General features: G+C 71.1%; 16 protein-coding genes and 1 pseudogene. 11 read left to right on the forward strand and 6 right to left on the reverse strand.

Going from position 1 to position 13,285, the window contains the following annotated elements:
• Positions 1-253: 253 nt before the first annotated feature.
• Positions 254-553, forward strand: a complete 300-nt coding sequence (locus ACWGDE_RS27335) for a hypothetical protein (RefSeq protein ID WP_453391686.1) — start codon at positions 254-256, stop codon at positions 551-553.
• Positions 554-612: 59 nt separating this feature from the next.
• Positions 613-828, forward strand: coding sequence for a hypothetical protein (locus ACWGDE_RS27340; RefSeq protein ID WP_453391687.1), 216 nt, complete (start codon positions 613-615; stop codon positions 826-828).
• Positions 829-883: 55 nt separating this feature from the next.
• Here ACWGDE_RS27340 and ACWGDE_RS27345 read toward each other — a convergent pair whose 3' ends face one another.
• Positions 884-1,477 (reverse strand): ankyrin repeat domain-containing protein, encoded by a 594-nt coding sequence (locus ACWGDE_RS27345; RefSeq protein ID WP_453391688.1) that lies wholly within the window; start codon positions 1,475-1,477, stop codon positions 884-886.
• A gap of 561 nt (positions 1,478-2,038) precedes the next feature.
• Here ACWGDE_RS27345 and ACWGDE_RS27350 point away from each other — a divergent pair.
• Positions 2,039-2,245, forward strand: coding sequence for a cold shock domain-containing protein (locus ACWGDE_RS27350; RefSeq protein ID WP_453391689.1), 207 nt, complete (start codon positions 2,039-2,041; stop codon positions 2,243-2,245).
• Between the two features lie 176 nt (positions 2,246-2,421).
• Here ACWGDE_RS27350 and ACWGDE_RS27355 read toward each other — a convergent pair whose 3' ends face one another.
• The 3 genes from ACWGDE_RS27355 to ACWGDE_RS27365 form a co-directional block, all read right to left on the reverse strand.
• Complete coding sequence (locus ACWGDE_RS27355) at positions 2,422-2,730, reverse strand: DUF7677 family protein (RefSeq protein ID WP_453391690.1); 309 nt, start codon at positions 2,728-2,730, stop codon at positions 2,422-2,424.
• Between the two features lie 56 nt (positions 2,731-2,786).
• Positions 2,787-3,416: a hypothetical protein gene (locus ACWGDE_RS27360; RefSeq protein WP_453391691.1), complete on the reverse strand. Its 630-nt coding sequence runs from the start codon at positions 3,414-3,416 to the stop codon at positions 2,787-2,789.
• A 123-nt stretch (positions 3,417-3,539) separates the two neighbouring features.
• Entirely contained in the window at positions 3,540-3,938 is a 399-nt protein-coding gene (locus ACWGDE_RS27365) for an Imm32 family immunity protein (protein WP_453391692.1), read from the reverse strand.
• 295 nt (positions 3,939-4,233) lie between these two features.
• Here ACWGDE_RS27365 and ACWGDE_RS27370 point away from each other — a divergent pair, with 295 nt between their 5' ends.
• The 6 genes and pseudogenes from ACWGDE_RS27370 to ACWGDE_RS27395 all read left to right on the forward strand — a co-directional run bounded on the left by ACWGDE_RS27370 (position 4,234) and on the right by ACWGDE_RS27395 (position 8,675).
• On the forward strand, positions 4,234-4,584 hold the full coding sequence (locus tag ACWGDE_RS27370) for a hypothetical protein (RefSeq protein ID WP_453391693.1): 351 nt from the start codon (positions 4,234-4,236) through the stop codon (positions 4,582-4,584).
• A gap of 249 nt (positions 4,585-4,833) precedes the next feature.
• On the forward strand, positions 4,834-5,247 hold the full coding sequence (locus tag ACWGDE_RS27375; RefSeq protein ID WP_453391694.1) for a cytidine deaminase family protein: 414 nt from the start codon (positions 4,834-4,836) through the stop codon (positions 5,245-5,247).
• A 200-nt stretch (positions 5,248-5,447) separates the two neighbouring features.
• A complete protein-coding gene (locus ACWGDE_RS27380; RefSeq protein WP_453391695.1) occupies positions 5,448-5,642 on the forward strand; it encodes a hypothetical protein in 195 nt (64 codons plus the stop codon).
• Between the two features lie 430 nt (positions 5,643-6,072).
• Positions 6,073-7,149: a serine hydrolase domain-containing protein gene (locus ACWGDE_RS27385; RefSeq protein ID WP_453391700.1), complete on the forward strand. Its 1,077-nt coding sequence runs from the start codon at positions 6,073-6,075 to the stop codon at positions 7,147-7,149.
• 125 nt (positions 7,150-7,274) lie between these two features.
• Positions 7,275-8,108 (forward strand): annotated as a pseudogene (locus tag ACWGDE_RS27390) (DUF3626 domain-containing protein); the annotation flags it as partial.
• Entirely contained in the window at positions 8,088-8,675 is a 588-nt protein-coding gene (locus ACWGDE_RS27395; protein WP_453391701.1) for a hypothetical protein, read from the forward strand. The pseudogene ACWGDE_RS27390 and the gene ACWGDE_RS27395, both read left to right, overlap by 21 nt.
• 61 nt (positions 8,676-8,736) lie before the next feature.
• Here ACWGDE_RS27395 and ACWGDE_RS27400 read toward each other — a convergent pair whose 3' ends face one another.
• Both ACWGDE_RS27400 and ACWGDE_RS27405 read right to left on the reverse strand, forming a co-directional pair.
• The gene (locus ACWGDE_RS27400) at positions 8,737-10,095 is read right to left on the reverse strand and encodes an MFS transporter (protein ID WP_453391696.1); all 1,359 of its coding nucleotides are present in this window, start codon (positions 10,093-10,095) and stop codon (positions 8,737-8,739) included.
• On the reverse strand, positions 10,092-10,772 hold the full coding sequence (locus ACWGDE_RS27405) for an ArsR/SmtB family transcription factor (RefSeq protein ID WP_453391697.1): 681 nt from the start codon (positions 10,770-10,772) through the stop codon (positions 10,092-10,094). The genes ACWGDE_RS27400 and ACWGDE_RS27405 overlap by 4 nt, the downstream gene beginning before the upstream one ends.
• A gap of 236 nt (positions 10,773-11,008) precedes the next feature.
• Here ACWGDE_RS27405 and ACWGDE_RS27410 point away from each other — a divergent pair, with 236 nt between their 5' ends.
• Positions 11,009-11,308 (forward strand): hypothetical protein, encoded by a 300-nt coding sequence (locus ACWGDE_RS27410; protein ID WP_453391698.1) that lies wholly within the window; start codon positions 11,009-11,011, stop codon positions 11,306-11,308.
• A gap of 251 nt (positions 11,309-11,559) precedes the next feature.
• Positions 11,560-13,269 carry a carbohydrate binding domain-containing protein gene (locus ACWGDE_RS27415; protein WP_453391699.1) on the forward strand — a complete coding sequence of 570 codons (1,710 nt, stop codon included), beginning with the start codon at positions 11,560-11,562 and terminating at the stop codon, positions 13,267-13,269.
• The last annotated feature ends 16 nt before the right edge of the window (positions 13,270-13,285 follow it).

A 13,285-nucleotide genomic window follows, 5' to 3' on the forward strand; every position in this document is an offset into this window, starting at 1 on the left:
CGGCTACTGATTCGGCTACGGCTACGGCTACGGCTACGGCTACGGCTACGGCCAGGTTCCCACCGAGGCCGGTGGATTCCGCCCGGCAGGTCCACCGGCCGCGGCTCCGCCCGGCCCGCACCCGCGTACGGGTACCGGCTCGAACAACCCTGGGGGCATCCCCCCTTTCGGTCCCCCGGAAGGCCTTTCCGCTCCCCGGGTTCCTCCCGGGCGCAACCATGTCCCTGATTGCCCGGTCGACGGAAGGAACCCCGTGCCCGACACCCTCTCTCCCTCCCCCGCCACCGCACGGGACATCGCGCTGGACCACCTCGCGTCCGGGACCGAAGCCCTGGACGGCGTCCCCCCGATGACCGTCACCGGCGGGCCGGTCCTGCCACCCGCCGGCCACGACGAGGCGCAGGTCGGGCGGGAGGCAGCCGCCCGGAATCCCCGCCCCCTCCACCTGCTCCGCACGGCGCTGGCGCAGGGCCGGACACGGACCGTCCTGGACCTCGCGGGTCGCATCGCGCATGACCAGCAGGAACGATCCTCCAGAAGGACCCCGCGATGAACGCCCCGGCCGGTCACCGGCCACCGGCCACCTCGGCCCGAACCGCGGCAGGCGACCCGATGACAGCGCAGGCCGGCCCGGACGGGGCCGCACACTCCACCGACCAGCCATCGGGCCAGGCACCAGAAGCAGACGCGCCACGGACGCAGCCCCTGACCGAAACCCCCATCTACGACGCCGTCGAGCGCCTGTGGCTCCAACAAGGACGAGAGGTCCCGCACGCCCCCGCCCCCGGGCAGGACCACCGCGACGGCGACCTCTTCCACCGCGCCTGACCGCGGCGGCGGCCAGAGCGGGGCGCCCGGGGCGCACACACCCCCGTACCCGCCCTCAGACGGCCGCCAGCAGCCCCGCGATCGTCTCGAAGCCGCGGCGCCGGGCGTGCTGCAGGGCCGTGACGCCGTCCGCGTCCGGCAGGTTGCGGTCGGCACCGGCCGCGAGGAGGAGTTCCACGATCTCCTGGTGCGGCAGGCCCCCGTCGCCGAGGATCACGGCCTCGAGCAGGGCGGTCCAGCCCAGGTCGTTGACGTGGTCGACGTCGATTTCGGTCTCCCGCAGGACCGCGCGCACGTACGCCACATGGCCCCGCTCGCTCGCGGGGATCAGCGAGATCCCGCCGAACCGATTGCGCAAGGTCAGGTCCGGCCCCGCGGGCAGCAGCACCCGCATCATCTCCACACTGCCGGTCACGCCGGTGACCAGCCACGCGCTGTCGTGGCGCTGGTCCTGGGCATTCGGATCCGCCCCCGCCTCGACCAGGACACGTGCCGCCTCGACGTGGCTGCCGAGCGAGGCCAGCAACAGCGGCGAGCGCAGCTCCGCGTCACGGGCCTCCACGGAGGCTCCCGCATCCAGGGCGACGCGTACTCCGTCCGCATCACCCCGGCGGGCGGCCGCCAGCAGACTGCCGTCGTGGTCGTTCATGTCGATCCTCCGTGTCCGTACGAAAGGAGCCGGCGAGCGAGACCGGCGCCTGCGGTGAGAGCCCGCTGGGCGGCGCCGGCCGGAGGCCAGAAATCCTGTCCCTCACCCGTCCCTGCTCCGCACTCCCTCCATCCTGGAGCCCGATCCGCCCGGCCCAGGTCGCCCCACGGGCTCCGGCCGGTGCACCCGCCGGCGGACACGGGGGTCGACCGATCGGCTGATGCGGAGCGGATCCGTCGGGTCCACCTTGCCCGGGTATGGGTCGGCGGCGAGGAACCCCGGGGATGGCGTGGACCTCACGGCTACGGTGGCCGGTTTGATGCATATTCGGCAGGCAGAACGGTGATACCCAAAGAAGAATCGATTCCCTTCGGACCGGACGGGCCAGGGCAAGACTGCTTCCCGTCACCGGGCGCGTCCGCCTGATCCCCGCATCCTCCGTCGACAGCGGGGCCGAAGGCCGGCCGCCCGTCGGCACGATCCGGCAGGCAGGGAAGGTGTCACACGTCGCACCGCGCCTGTGTCCGGCGGTGTCGTGGACCCTGTGGAAGACGGTGACCCATGACAGAGCGCTGCACCGGATTCATCCAGTCCTACAACCGTCAGGCGGGTTACGGCTTCCTGGTCCCCCTGGGCCACGAAGAACCGGTCTACTTCGAGCAGTCGGACATCACGGACGAGTGCAAGGGGCTCTCCGTGGACCAGCAGGTCACCTTCATCCTCGAACTCGGAGCCGGACGCTTCGTAGCCAAGGACATCCGCCCCTGACAACGACCGCCCACCGAAACCGAGTCCCCCCGAGCCGGTCGCGCTTCTTGGCCGGCCACCTCCCCACCTGCGCCGGACTCGCCCGGGCGCCCCGTAACCCGGTCTCATCGATCCGCGGCGAGCAGCCCTCCCGGAGCCCGGAGGGGATACAGGCAGCTCCAGACGCATGGCCTTCGTCAGGGGCCGTGGAGCTCGGTCTCCCATGCTTCGAACGGGGGCTCCACCCGGTACCCGGGGTCGCAGCGCTTACGGATCCACTGGGCGGCCCGGTACCGCGCGTCTCCGTCGTTGAGCGTCCGCCCGTGATCATCGACTTCGAGGACGTTGGAGAAGATCGCGAAGACCATCTCGAGGTCTGAGCCGAATTCGAGCAGGTGGGCACGGTAATCGATCCCGTCCAGCAGATCGACGTCCACTGTGCCGTTGCCCAGGAAGAAGGCGAAGAACCGGAGAGCGGCCCGCACGTCTGTCGAAAGGTGTGTCACGGGATCATCCTCCACGAGACCGGTGACAGGCAGGCAGATGGGGGCTCGGGCCGGCATCACAGCCGCTGTCCGGGCCCGATGACCGTGAGTCCCACCTGTTCGGCGATCCAGTGCGCGTACGGCTCGTTCGCCTGACGGCCGTCGAAGACGGCGCTGCGGACGTGGACGAGGACGGTGTGGTCGTCAGCGGGCTCGAGGTCACGCGTGCGGGTGTGGAGGAGGAGCGTCACCTCGGAGTGCTTGTGTTCGCCGCGAAAGCCGAGTTCGGGCGCGTCGGGCCAGCACAGCGTCTGCCAGTTGATCTCGCCCGTGTTCGGGCGGACCGCCGCGGCGAAGGCGTCCTCGATGGTTCCGACGGGCAGGTCGAGCAGCGAGCAATCCACCGGCAGCCGCCCTTCGTACGCCGACGGCCCGGCCGGCAGACCGGGCTCCTGGACGCCCACGACCAGCGGGGGCTGGTCCTCGAACGGCACCCCGTAGAACTCCCCGTACTCCTCCTGCCCGCGAAACCACGCCCCGGGCAACTCCTTCGCCACCCGCCGCACCTCGGCGAGGGAGGGGAGTTCCGCGTACACGGACACCTCGGAGTGCTCGCACCGGCCGAACTCCATGAGGCGGCGCGCGGTGCTCAGGGCGAGTGCGAGGTCGGGGGTACGGAACACGGGGTACGCGATGTCGTTGGACATGCCGCGACTGTGTCACGGCACGTCATTGCAGGTCATCGCATTTACGGCAGGCCCACCGGACGCTCCGCCGCCCGTCGCGCGTACCGGCAACCCGCCGGCCGGTCGCTGCCGTCAGGCGGTCGTTCATCGGATCGGCATGCCCCCATGCGGGCTGTTCACGACCATGGGCAGTGACCCGGCGGCAAGGTAGGAGTGATCCGGGAAGTACTCGATGTGCTGGTGCCCGCCGTCGTCCATCTCCGCAACCGACCGGAGCACGTCGCCGAGAACGGTCAGGCCCGCCTGGTCGCCCTCGATGACCAGAGCGCTCCGCTCCGAGTCGACTCGGATGAGGACGCCCGGGCCGCCGGTGCTCACCACCTCCACCGAAGTCAGGTCCGTGCCACCGAAGCTCGGTTCGGCCGAGGGGATGATCACCATGCCGCCCTTCCCCTCACCGAGGGCGAGAGCCAGGGCGACGAGGTCCGCCGCGCCACCGGAAACGTCCACCCCCTCGTCGTGGGAAAAGAACACAATCCTCATCCGCCGCACCCCCTTCTGCTCCCCGACACCAGACGCAACGATCAGAGCCGTTGCCCCCGGCCAACCGGGCTCCGCCGGCTCAAGGCGAGCCAGTACGGACGTTACTCACCGCTTGACGAACCCCTACGGACACCCCCGCCTGGAACGCGGCAGTCCGCTCCGACACCGGTCGACGCCTACGCCGCGCACGTACTGGTCCTGAGAGCGTCGTGGCCCTGTTCGCCCCGACAACCGCCCTCACCTCTCGATTCCTTGGCGTCGAGGGCGGGCCAGGAAGTTCTGCAAGGATGCGGCGATGCAGAACACGCCGGAGAACCCTTCGCTCCTACCTGCCCCCTGGTGGGTGCCCGACGGCGGCATGCACGCCTACGAGGTGGAACTGCATCGCGAGCTGTCCCCCGGGCACCCGCTGTACGGAGCGGAGGTCACCGCGGCGGCGCGATGCGAAGGGTGTGACGACGTCCTGTTCGGCATCGCGAACCGCCGCTTTCCCTGGGCCGTGGTTCACCTGACGTGGGCGGGCCGCGAAGAACGTGCACCCTGGCCGGTGACAACTCCGCTTGCGAGCCTGGCCGAGCTCCTCACCAAGTGGGTCGACCACGGTTGCAACGACGACGAGGCCTCATCTCCACCATCACGTTCGTAGCCGGCCGGCGAAGGCTGCCGCTGTCGTGGGGACGGTCTGCCGGGCGCCCGTCGGCGTCGGCATCGGCATCGCACCAAGGCCCGCCGGCGTAAGCCTTGTCCGCCGCGAGGTCGTCAGGCTTCCCGCGCGGCCCACCCGGGCCGCGCCGCGCCGTCGTTTCGTCCGGGGAAGGAGCGGACCGCCGATATCCGCTTGCGCACCGCCGTCACCTGGGACAACGTCGCCTGACACCTGACGAAGGCAGAGAAGATGACCACCCAGACCCACCCCGTCGACCACGAGCTCATCCAGGCCGCGGCGCACGTCGCCCGGACTCGCTGCCGGGGCGACAACCACACCATGGCAGCCGCGGCCCGCGCCCAGGACGGCCGGATCGTCACGGCGGTGAACGCCTACCACTTCACCGGTGGCCCCTGCGCCGAGCTCGTCCTCATCGGCGCCGCAGCTTCCCAGGGCGCGTACGAGCTCGACACGATCGTCGCCGTGGGCGACCGCGACCGAGGGGTCGTTCCCCCGTGCGGCCGGTGCCGCCAGGTCCTTCTCGACTACTTCCCCGCCCTCAAGGTCATCGTCGGCGAAGGCGACCGCCTCCGGACCGTCCTCATCACCGACTTGCTCCCCGAAACCTACGTCTGGGCCGATCACCAGCTCGACGCCGAGTAGACCGCGCCACGCATCGCCTCGGGCGATCCGGACCGGCCGGCAGCCTGTTCGTGCAACTGGTTGCTCGGTGAGCCTGGTCCGAGCGGCCGAACGGCCGAGTTGCCGGTCGGTGCTTTCTGGCCTGGTCGAGTACCGGGAACCGGAGCGCGATCAGCCCGTGCCGCACCGCAGCGACCAGCGAGCCCTGTACGACGCCCATCGTGACGGCGTTCCGGTGGTGGCTGGTCGCAGGGGGATGGACTCCCGTCACCCCCTCCGACCACTGGACGGACATCGAGGCGGTGCGGGGTGAAGAACGCCTGATCTGCGAGGCGAAGGGTCGCACCAGCGCGAAGGGCGTCGACGCAGACATCGCCGTGTTCGTCGTGTGCTGTGCATCGACGTGTACGAGGTGACGGACGACGACCAGGTGCACCCGCGCCTCGGGTGAGATGAACCCGTCGCCGCCAGGGCCGCCGATCGGTGCGCGATCCGGGCCGGATGCCCGACGGTTGGCGGCTGACCCGCTGGGGTGGGGGCCGTGAGGATGGTCGTCATGGAGCCCGGACTCGAAGCGTTCGTCCACTTCCTCACCGAAGCCCCTGCGTTGCGCCCCGCGCCCCGCCCGGTGAGTCGTACACGGCGAAATGCACGCGGACGGTTCCCCCTTGCGCACCCCTTGCCCTTGAGAGGACGGATGTCTTGAAGATCCGCTTGGTTTTCTGCGCGAGCGTGGCCGCGCTCACCGCTTGTGCGGCCCTGGCGGCCGCGGTTCCCGCGACCGCCGTGACGCGGGATACGGCGGCCGGCAGGACGAGCCCGTCGAGCGGCCTCGATCCCGCGGAGTTGAAGTCCGCCCTGGACGGCGTCCACGGAGCCGGGATTCCCGGGGTGTACGCCGAGGTGCGGGGTGCCGGCCGGACGTGGCGCGGTGCCTCCGGGGTCGCCGATGTGGCCACCGGGCGTCCCGTCAGCCCCGACATGCACCAGCGCGTCGGCAGCATCACCAAGACCTTCACCGCCGCCGCGATCATGCAGCAGGTCGAGCAGGGCCGGATCCGGCTCGACGCGCCGATCGGCCGCTATCTGCCGCAGTTGGTACCGGGAGAGCGCGGCCAGAAGATCACGGTCCGGATGCTGCTCAACAACACCAGCGGCATCCCCGACTACATCCGCTACGCCTTCCCCTCCCTGCAGGAGATGTCCCCCGCGAGCCTGGACGACAACCGGTTCAGGCGGTTCCGCCCGGCCGAGCTGATCGAGATGGGGCTCGCGGCGCCGCCCGCCGGCGAGCCCGGAGCCACTCCCGGGGTGTACTCCAACACCAACTTCCTGCTCCTCGGCCAACTCCTGGAGCACGTGACCGGCATGCCGGCCGAGGAGTACATCACCCGTAACGTCATCGAGCGCGCCGGGCTCCGGCACACCGGGTTCCCGACCGGGCCGCGTATCGAGGGACCTCACTCCCAGATGTACGAGGCGCTGTGGGGCCTGCTGGACCCGCCGCGCGACTACAGCGTCTACGACATGTCGTGGACGGGCACGGGGGCCGCCCTGGTGTCGACCATGGAGGATCTCAACCGCTTCTACGCCAAGCTGCTCGGCGGCAAGATCGTCAGCCGGTCGTCGCTGGCGCAGATGCAGCGCACCGTCCCGGTCATCGCCCTGGACGGATCGACCATCCAGTACGGCCTCGGCCTGCACAAGGTCACCGTCCCGGACTGCGGTACCTTCTGGGGCCACGACGGCACGGTCTGGGGAGCCGGAACGATCTCCCTGACCCGGGCCGACGGCAGGCGTCAGATGTCCGTCGCCGTCAACCTCCAGAGGTGGAGCGCGCCGGACTCCTCCGGGAAGCCGCAGCCCCACCCCATCGACGACGCGCTGAAGACGCTGTACCGGGAAGCGATGTGCGGCAGCTGAACCGGCCGGCACCGGCGGCCGCCCGCAGCCCGCCGCCCGCAGCCCGCAGCCCGCAGCCCGCAGCCCGGCGATCCGGGCCGATAATCCGAGTGCGCCGTTCGATCAGGCCGGGTGACACTGCGTCGATGAGTTCCCGAACCCTGCCCGCACCGTACGAAGAGGCCCTGCGCCACGTCGCGGAGAGATCGTCCGGACGTCCCGTGGATCCGGCTCTGCGCGTGACCCTCAACTTCCATCCGGACCGGCTGGTGCGGGGCGAGCCGATCCTGGATGCCCTGGCCGAGGACGGCTCGTACCGCTCGCAGTTCGTCACGGGCACGAGCAACGGTGGTCTGACCGCACACCCCGGCGGTGACCGGTGGCGCTGGGAGAGCCGGATCTTCGGCGGGGCGTACGACGAGGCACCCGCCGAGCAGCGACCGGTCTACGGGGCACTGGACTTCCGTCGCACATCCGTCGGCGCGGCTCCGCGGTTCGGCTCCGCCCACTTCCGGCTGACCGCCGAGACGCTCGCGCGGACCACGTTCTGCTATCCCGACAGCTTCCTGGAGCCGACGGCCTTCGGCGTCGCGGCCCGCATGCCGCTCATCGAGCTCGCCGAGGCCGACGATCAGGACGCGCTCGACGACTACATCGAGGCGCAGGTGCACGGTCCGGTCCGGCTGGACCGCGACGTGGAGGCCCTGGTCCTGGACCCCTGCTACCGCGGCACGCCCGTGGAGGCCTCGGCCCGGCGTCTCCCCTGCCCGGTCGAATGGCACCCCGGCTTCGGCCTCACCGTCGCGGAGCTCCGGCGGCATCCCGGCTACCGCGGGCAGGAGTACGTCGACCTCGGCGTCGAGCTCGCCACGGACGGACGGCTCGATCCCCGCGTCCTCGGGGACGCCGCCCGTGCGGGCCGCCACGACGAGCAGGCACTCAAGCGGGTGTGGCACTACGTGGCGCGCTTCGGGGCTCCCGCGGAGCGGGGCCACGCGCCGCGGCTTCCGCTGCTGTTCCTCGATGTCGACGGACCGCTCATCCCGTTCGGCGGGGCACAGCCGTATCCGACCTGCGCGGTGGCTCCCGAACCGCCCGGTGCCCCCGCGAATCCGCTCCTGACCAGGATCGATCCCGCGCTCGGGATCCGCCTGGCAGCCCTCCCGTGCGAGGTGGTCTGGGCGACGACGTGGATGGCCGACGCGAACGAGTACGTCGGCCCCCGCATCGGACTGCCGCACCTGCCGGTGGTGGTCTGGCCGGAGCCTTCCGACAACGAGGGCGAAGGCGAAGGCGAGGGCGAGGTCAAGGGCGGGCACGAGGTCGAGGACGAGCGGGCAGGGCTGCACTGGAAGACCCGCGCGCTCGTCGCGTGGGCCGCCGGGCGCCCGTTCGTCTGGGTCGACGACGAGGTCACCGACGCCGACCGGGCCTGGGTGGCCGCCCATCACCCCGGGCCCGCCCTGCTCCAGCGCGTCGATCCCCGACTCGGGCTGGCCGAAGGCGACTTCGCGGCCATCGGCCGGTGGCTCCGGCAACTGGCCTGACCCGACGCCGAAGTCCACGTACCGCCGGTTCCCCCGCGCCGCCCGCCCTTCCGCCTTCCGCCTACTGCCGGGGGTCCGGGGCCGTGGGGCTTGGGGACGTCGACAGGGTGGAGGGCTCGGGCGTTGACGCCTCGTCGGGGGACTCGGGCGCGGGGCGGCGGGCCCACAGGAGGGCTCCCGCCAGGAGTACGGCTCCTCCCAGCAGCCAGGGCAGCGGGCCTGCCGGCAGGGAGCCGACGATCAAGCCCGTGCCCGCCCCCATCAGTTGCATGGTGAGCGACTGGACGGACAGTGCGGTGGCCCGGCCCGAGCTGTCGACCCGTCGGTGCAGCAGGTCGTTCTCGCTCGGTCCCGCCGCGCCGAGGCCGAGGTAGACCAGGCCGTAGCCGATGGCCGCCAGGATCATGGAGCCCGCTCCCGTGGAGGCCGCGGTGGCGCCGAGCAGGAGCAGGCCGCTCCCGCTGATGCCGAGGCTCGCCATGACGGCGCGCTCGCCGCTTCCCGCGAGACGGGCGGTCAGCGGTGCGAGGTGGCTGCCGATGGCGGAGCAGACGAATCCGGCGCAGGCGAGTGCGGCGAACAGGACCGCGCCGGACCCCGACGAGCCGGTGACGGCCGCGGCACGGCCCGGTGTGAGGAGTTCGACCGCGGCCAGGGCGCTGCCGGCGGCCCCCGCGCTGAGCAGGATCCGGCGGACCATCGCATCGCGTCCGCCCAGGCGCAGTCCGTCCGCCACGGTTGCCGGGACGCCCCGCAGTACCTCGCGCAGGGTGGCCTTCGGCCGGGGCGGCTCCCGCAGCGCGGTCAGGACGTACAGCACGAACACGATCTCGACGGCCGCGCCGAGGAGCGGCGGTACCGACAGGGGCAGCACCAGTCCGGAGGTGGCTTCGCTCAGCCGGGCGCCGAGGCCGGGGCCGAGTCCGAGCAGCCAGGGCAGGGCGCCGCCGAGGAGGGTGCCGGTCGCGAGGGCGGCGGACGTCGCGGAGGAGCCGCGGGCCAGTCCGGTGCGCAGTTCGGTGTCGGGGCCGGAGTGCGCCTGGACGGTGTCCACGTACCAGGCTTCGGCCGGTCCGCTGGACAGCGCGCGGCCCGCTCCCACGAGGGCCATGCCGAGTCCGAGCACCCAGGCGGTGGTGCCCAGGCTCACGAGGGTGAGGGCGGTCAGGTTCAGTACTCCGGCGGCGGCCAGGACGGCACGGCGTCCCAGGACGTCGGACAGTCCTCCGGTGGGCAGTTCGAGCGCCGCCGCGGTGAGGGAGTGCGCGGCGAAGAAGCCCGCGATGGCGGTCATGGCCATGCCGCGCTCGGTGAACAGCAGGATCAGCGGGGCGATGCTCAGTCCCAGCGGGAGCCAGTACAGAACGCAGACCCTGACGTAGCGGCGGCGTGCGGTGGCTATGTCCAGCGGCCCGCTCATGACGCGTCCTCGGTTTCCGTGCCCGCGAGGGTTTCCGTGCCCGCGAGGGCTTCCGTGTCCACGGGGGCGGAGGTTTCCGGTTCCGCTCCGGGGGCGAGCGGGGCCAGGGGCAGTCCGGCGGTGAGGAGCACCACCCGCGCGGCGCGCGGGTCCCGGGCGTCACGGGTGGTCAGCTCGTCGAGCTTCCGGTCCAGGACTTCCCAGAGTTCGGCGAGCGACTCGGGGGTCAGACGGGGCATCAGGTCGCTGATTCCGGACGGTTCCACCCACTCCTGGCCGAGCCGGCCGCCGGCGAGGTCGGCCTCGTGGCGGACGAGCGAGGCCTCCAGGTGCTCGATCTGGGCCCTTCGCGACAGACCGACCCAGGCGCGGCTGCCCGGGGAGGCCTCCATGGCCTTGTTGTTCCAGGAGGTCACGGAGTGCACCGCCTGCCAGCGGCGTTCCCGCCCGTCGCGGCTGCCGGCCTCGGCGACGAACGCGTACTTCGCCAGGACCCGCAGGTGGTAGCTGGTGGAAGCGGAGGACTCCCCGGTCCTGACCGCGAGTTCGCTCGCGGTGGCCGGGCCGTCCTGTCGCAGCATGCCGAGCAGCCGGATGCGCAGGGGGTGCGTGAGGGCCTTCAGGGCCGCCGCGTCCTGCTCGGGATCGAGTACGCGCTTGCGTTCTTCACTGACCATGAGGGGAGGTTAGGACACCCCGACAGGTTTCCAAAAGTATTTTTGCAGAAGTTCTTTGGGAAACTCTCACCACCCCTCAGGTACGTCGGCCCGCGCGCCCGGTGGAGAATTCGGTCGCCACGCCGGCACGGCACGCGCTGTGATGGCTCCGACCGTCCGCCGCGCGGAGGGGGCCGGACGCAGAAGCGGCTCCCCGAACGCGGCACAGAGGCCGAACCCATGAAATCGGAGGCACCATGGAACACGCCGAACCCCTCAGCGGCGACGAGATCGACGCGATCGAGAAGCGCTGCGCGAACGCCAGCCCGGGCGCCTGGCAGGCCTTCGTCGAAGGCCGTGACCACTGGGGCGGGGACGATTTCATCCGGATCGGCGGGCTCGACGACAGCGAGCCCGACATGTACGTCTCACGGTCCACCGACCGGGGACTCACTCCCGCCGACGACCACGACCTCGACTTCATCGCGCATGCGCGGCAGGACATTCCGCGTCTCGTCGCCGAGATCAGACGCCTGCGGAGCGGCGAGCGGCGCTGAACAGAGTCCCGAAGGGGCGGCGCCCTTGTCAACCTTTTCGGTTAGGAAACCTTCCGATTGGGGTCGCCAACTTCCAGTTGGTCCAGACCTGTTGACGGAGGCCCTTCCGGAGGATTAGGTTCCCGGCCACGGAGCGGTCACGAAGCCAACTCCCCCTACCCGACCCGGCGTACGGCCCCGTGGCGGGCCCTTATCCCGCCATGCCCTCCCCACGTTCTCCGCGGGCCGCACGCCTCCGCGCTTCGCGCTCCATGCCGTCCCCCCATTCCACTGGAGGCACTTCCTTGCGCACCCCCACCCGAACCCGTGCCCGTCTGGCCTGCGGCCTCGGTGCCACCCTGCTCGGCGCCGCAGCCGTGTTGACCTCTCCCGGTGCGGCGTTCGGCGCCAACCTGCTCACGAACGGCGACTTCGAGGCCGGAACCACGGCCGGCTGGTCCTGCACCGGGGGCCTGGGCTCCGTGGTCGGCTCCCCCGTGCACGGCGGGAGCAAGGCACTCGCCGGGGCCGCCAGCGCCTCCGACAACGCGAAGTGCACGCAGACCGTCGCGGTACGGCCCAACACCACGTACACGCTCTCCGCGTGGGTCCGCGGCAGCTACGTCTACCTCGGGGTCACCGGCGGATCCTCCACCTGGACCCCCTCGGCGGACTCCTACTCGAAGCTGACCGTCAGCTTCACCACCGGCGCCTCCCAGACCAGCGCCGAGGTCTACCTCAACGGCTGGTACGGCCAGGGCACTTACTACGCCGACGACGTCACCCTCGACGGCCCCGGCGGCACCGCCGACACCCAGGCCCCCAGCACGCCCGGCAGCCTCACCTCCACCGGCAAGACCTCCACCACCGCATCCCTGTCCTGGACCGCCTCCACCGACAACGTGGGCGTGACCGGCTACGACATCTACCAGGGCGGCAACAAGGTCTCCACCTCGACCTCGCCGAGCGCCACCGTGACCGGCCTGACCCCCAACACCGCGTACGCCTTCTCCGTCCGCGCCCGCGACCTCGCCGGGAACACCTCGCCCGCCTCCAACACCGTCAACGTCACCACCGACAACGGGACGACGCCGACCGGCTTCAAGCAGGCCGCGCCCTACCTCTACCTCGGCTGGGGCAACCCGCCGAGCGCGACGGCCGTGATGAACGCGACCGGCGCGAAGTGGTTCACCATGGCGTTCATCCTCTCCTCCGGCGGCTGCGAACCGTCCTGGGACGGTCAGCGCCCGCTGACCGGCGGCGTGGACCAGAGCACCATCGCCTCGATCCGCGCGGCGGGCGGCGACATCGTCCCCTCCATCGGCGGCTGGCAGGGCAATAAGCTCGGCCCCAACTGCTCCACCCCCGAGGCCCTGGCCGGCGCCTACCAGAAGGTCATCGACGCCTACGGCCTCAAGGCCATCGACGTGGACATCGAGAACACGGACGAGTTCGAGAACGCGGTGGTCCAGGACCGCATCCTCGGGGCCCTCAAGATCGTCAAGCAGAACAACCCGGGCCTGCGGACCATCCTGACCTTCGGCACCAGCACCAGCGGCCCGACCAGCTGGGGCAACCGCCTGATAGACCAGTCGAAGGCGCTGAACGCCGGCATCGACGTCTTCACGATCATGCCGTTCGACTTCGGCAACGCCTCGACCGACATGTACGCCAGCACGGTCAGCGCGACCGAGGGGCTCAAGACCAAGCTCAAGTCCACCTTCGGGTGGGACGACGCGACCGCCTACGCCCACATCGGCATCTCCGGCATGAACGGCATCAGCGACACCCAGGAGACCACCACCGTCCAGAACTGGACCGACATCCGCAACTGGGCGAACTCGCACCACATCGCGCGCCTCGCCTTCTGGTCGGTGAACCGCGACCGCGGCTGCCCCGGTGGCGGCCTGCAGGAGACCTGCTCCGGCATCGCCCAGAGCGACTGGCAGTTCACCTCCATCACGACCGGCTTCACCGGCTGACCCACCCCTCCACACC

Source organism: Streptomyces sp. NPDC054956 (assembly GCF_053609185.1).

Bases quoted from the DNA above. Each gene is read 5' to 3' on its own strand.
- ACWGDE_RS27340 (WP_453391687.1), top strand. From the start codon at position 613: ATGACAGCGCAGGCCGGCCCGGACGGGGCCGCACACTCCACCGACCAG.
- ACWGDE_RS27405 (WP_453391697.1), bottom strand. From the start codon at position 10,772: ATGGTCAGTGAAGAACGCAAGCGCGTACTCGATCCCGAGCAGGACGCG.
- ACWGDE_RS27410 (WP_453391698.1), top strand. From the start codon at position 11,009: ATGGAACACGCCGAACCCCTCAGCGGCGACGAGATCGACGCGATCGAG.
- ACWGDE_RS27375 (WP_453391694.1), top strand. From the start codon at position 4,834: ATGACCACCCAGACCCACCCCGTCGACCACGAGCTCATCCAGGCCGCG.
- ACWGDE_RS27365 (WP_453391692.1), bottom strand. From the start codon at position 3,938: ATGAGGATTGTGTTCTTTTCCCACGACGAGGGGGTGGACGTTTCCGGT.
- ACWGDE_RS27360 (WP_453391691.1), bottom strand. From the start codon at position 3,416: ATGTCCAACGACATCGCGTACCCCGTGTTCCGTACCCCCGACCTCGCA.
- ACWGDE_RS27400 (WP_453391696.1), bottom strand. From the start codon at position 10,095: ATGAGCGGGCCGCTGGACATAGCCACCGCACGCCGCCGCTACGTCAGG.
- ACWGDE_RS27350 (WP_453391689.1), top strand. From the start codon at position 2,039: ATGACAGAGCGCTGCACCGGATTCATCCAGTCCTACAACCGTCAGGCG.
- ACWGDE_RS27345 (WP_453391688.1), bottom strand. From the start codon at position 1,477: ATGAACGACCACGACGGCAGTCTGCTGGCGGCCGCCCGCCGGGGTGAT.
- ACWGDE_RS27370 (WP_453391693.1), top strand. From the start codon at position 4,234: ATGCAGAACACGCCGGAGAACCCTTCGCTCCTACCTGCCCCCTGGTGG.
- ACWGDE_RS27415 (WP_453391699.1), top strand. From the start codon at position 11,560: ATGCCGTCCCCCCATTCCACTGGAGGCACTTCCTTGCGCACCCCCACC.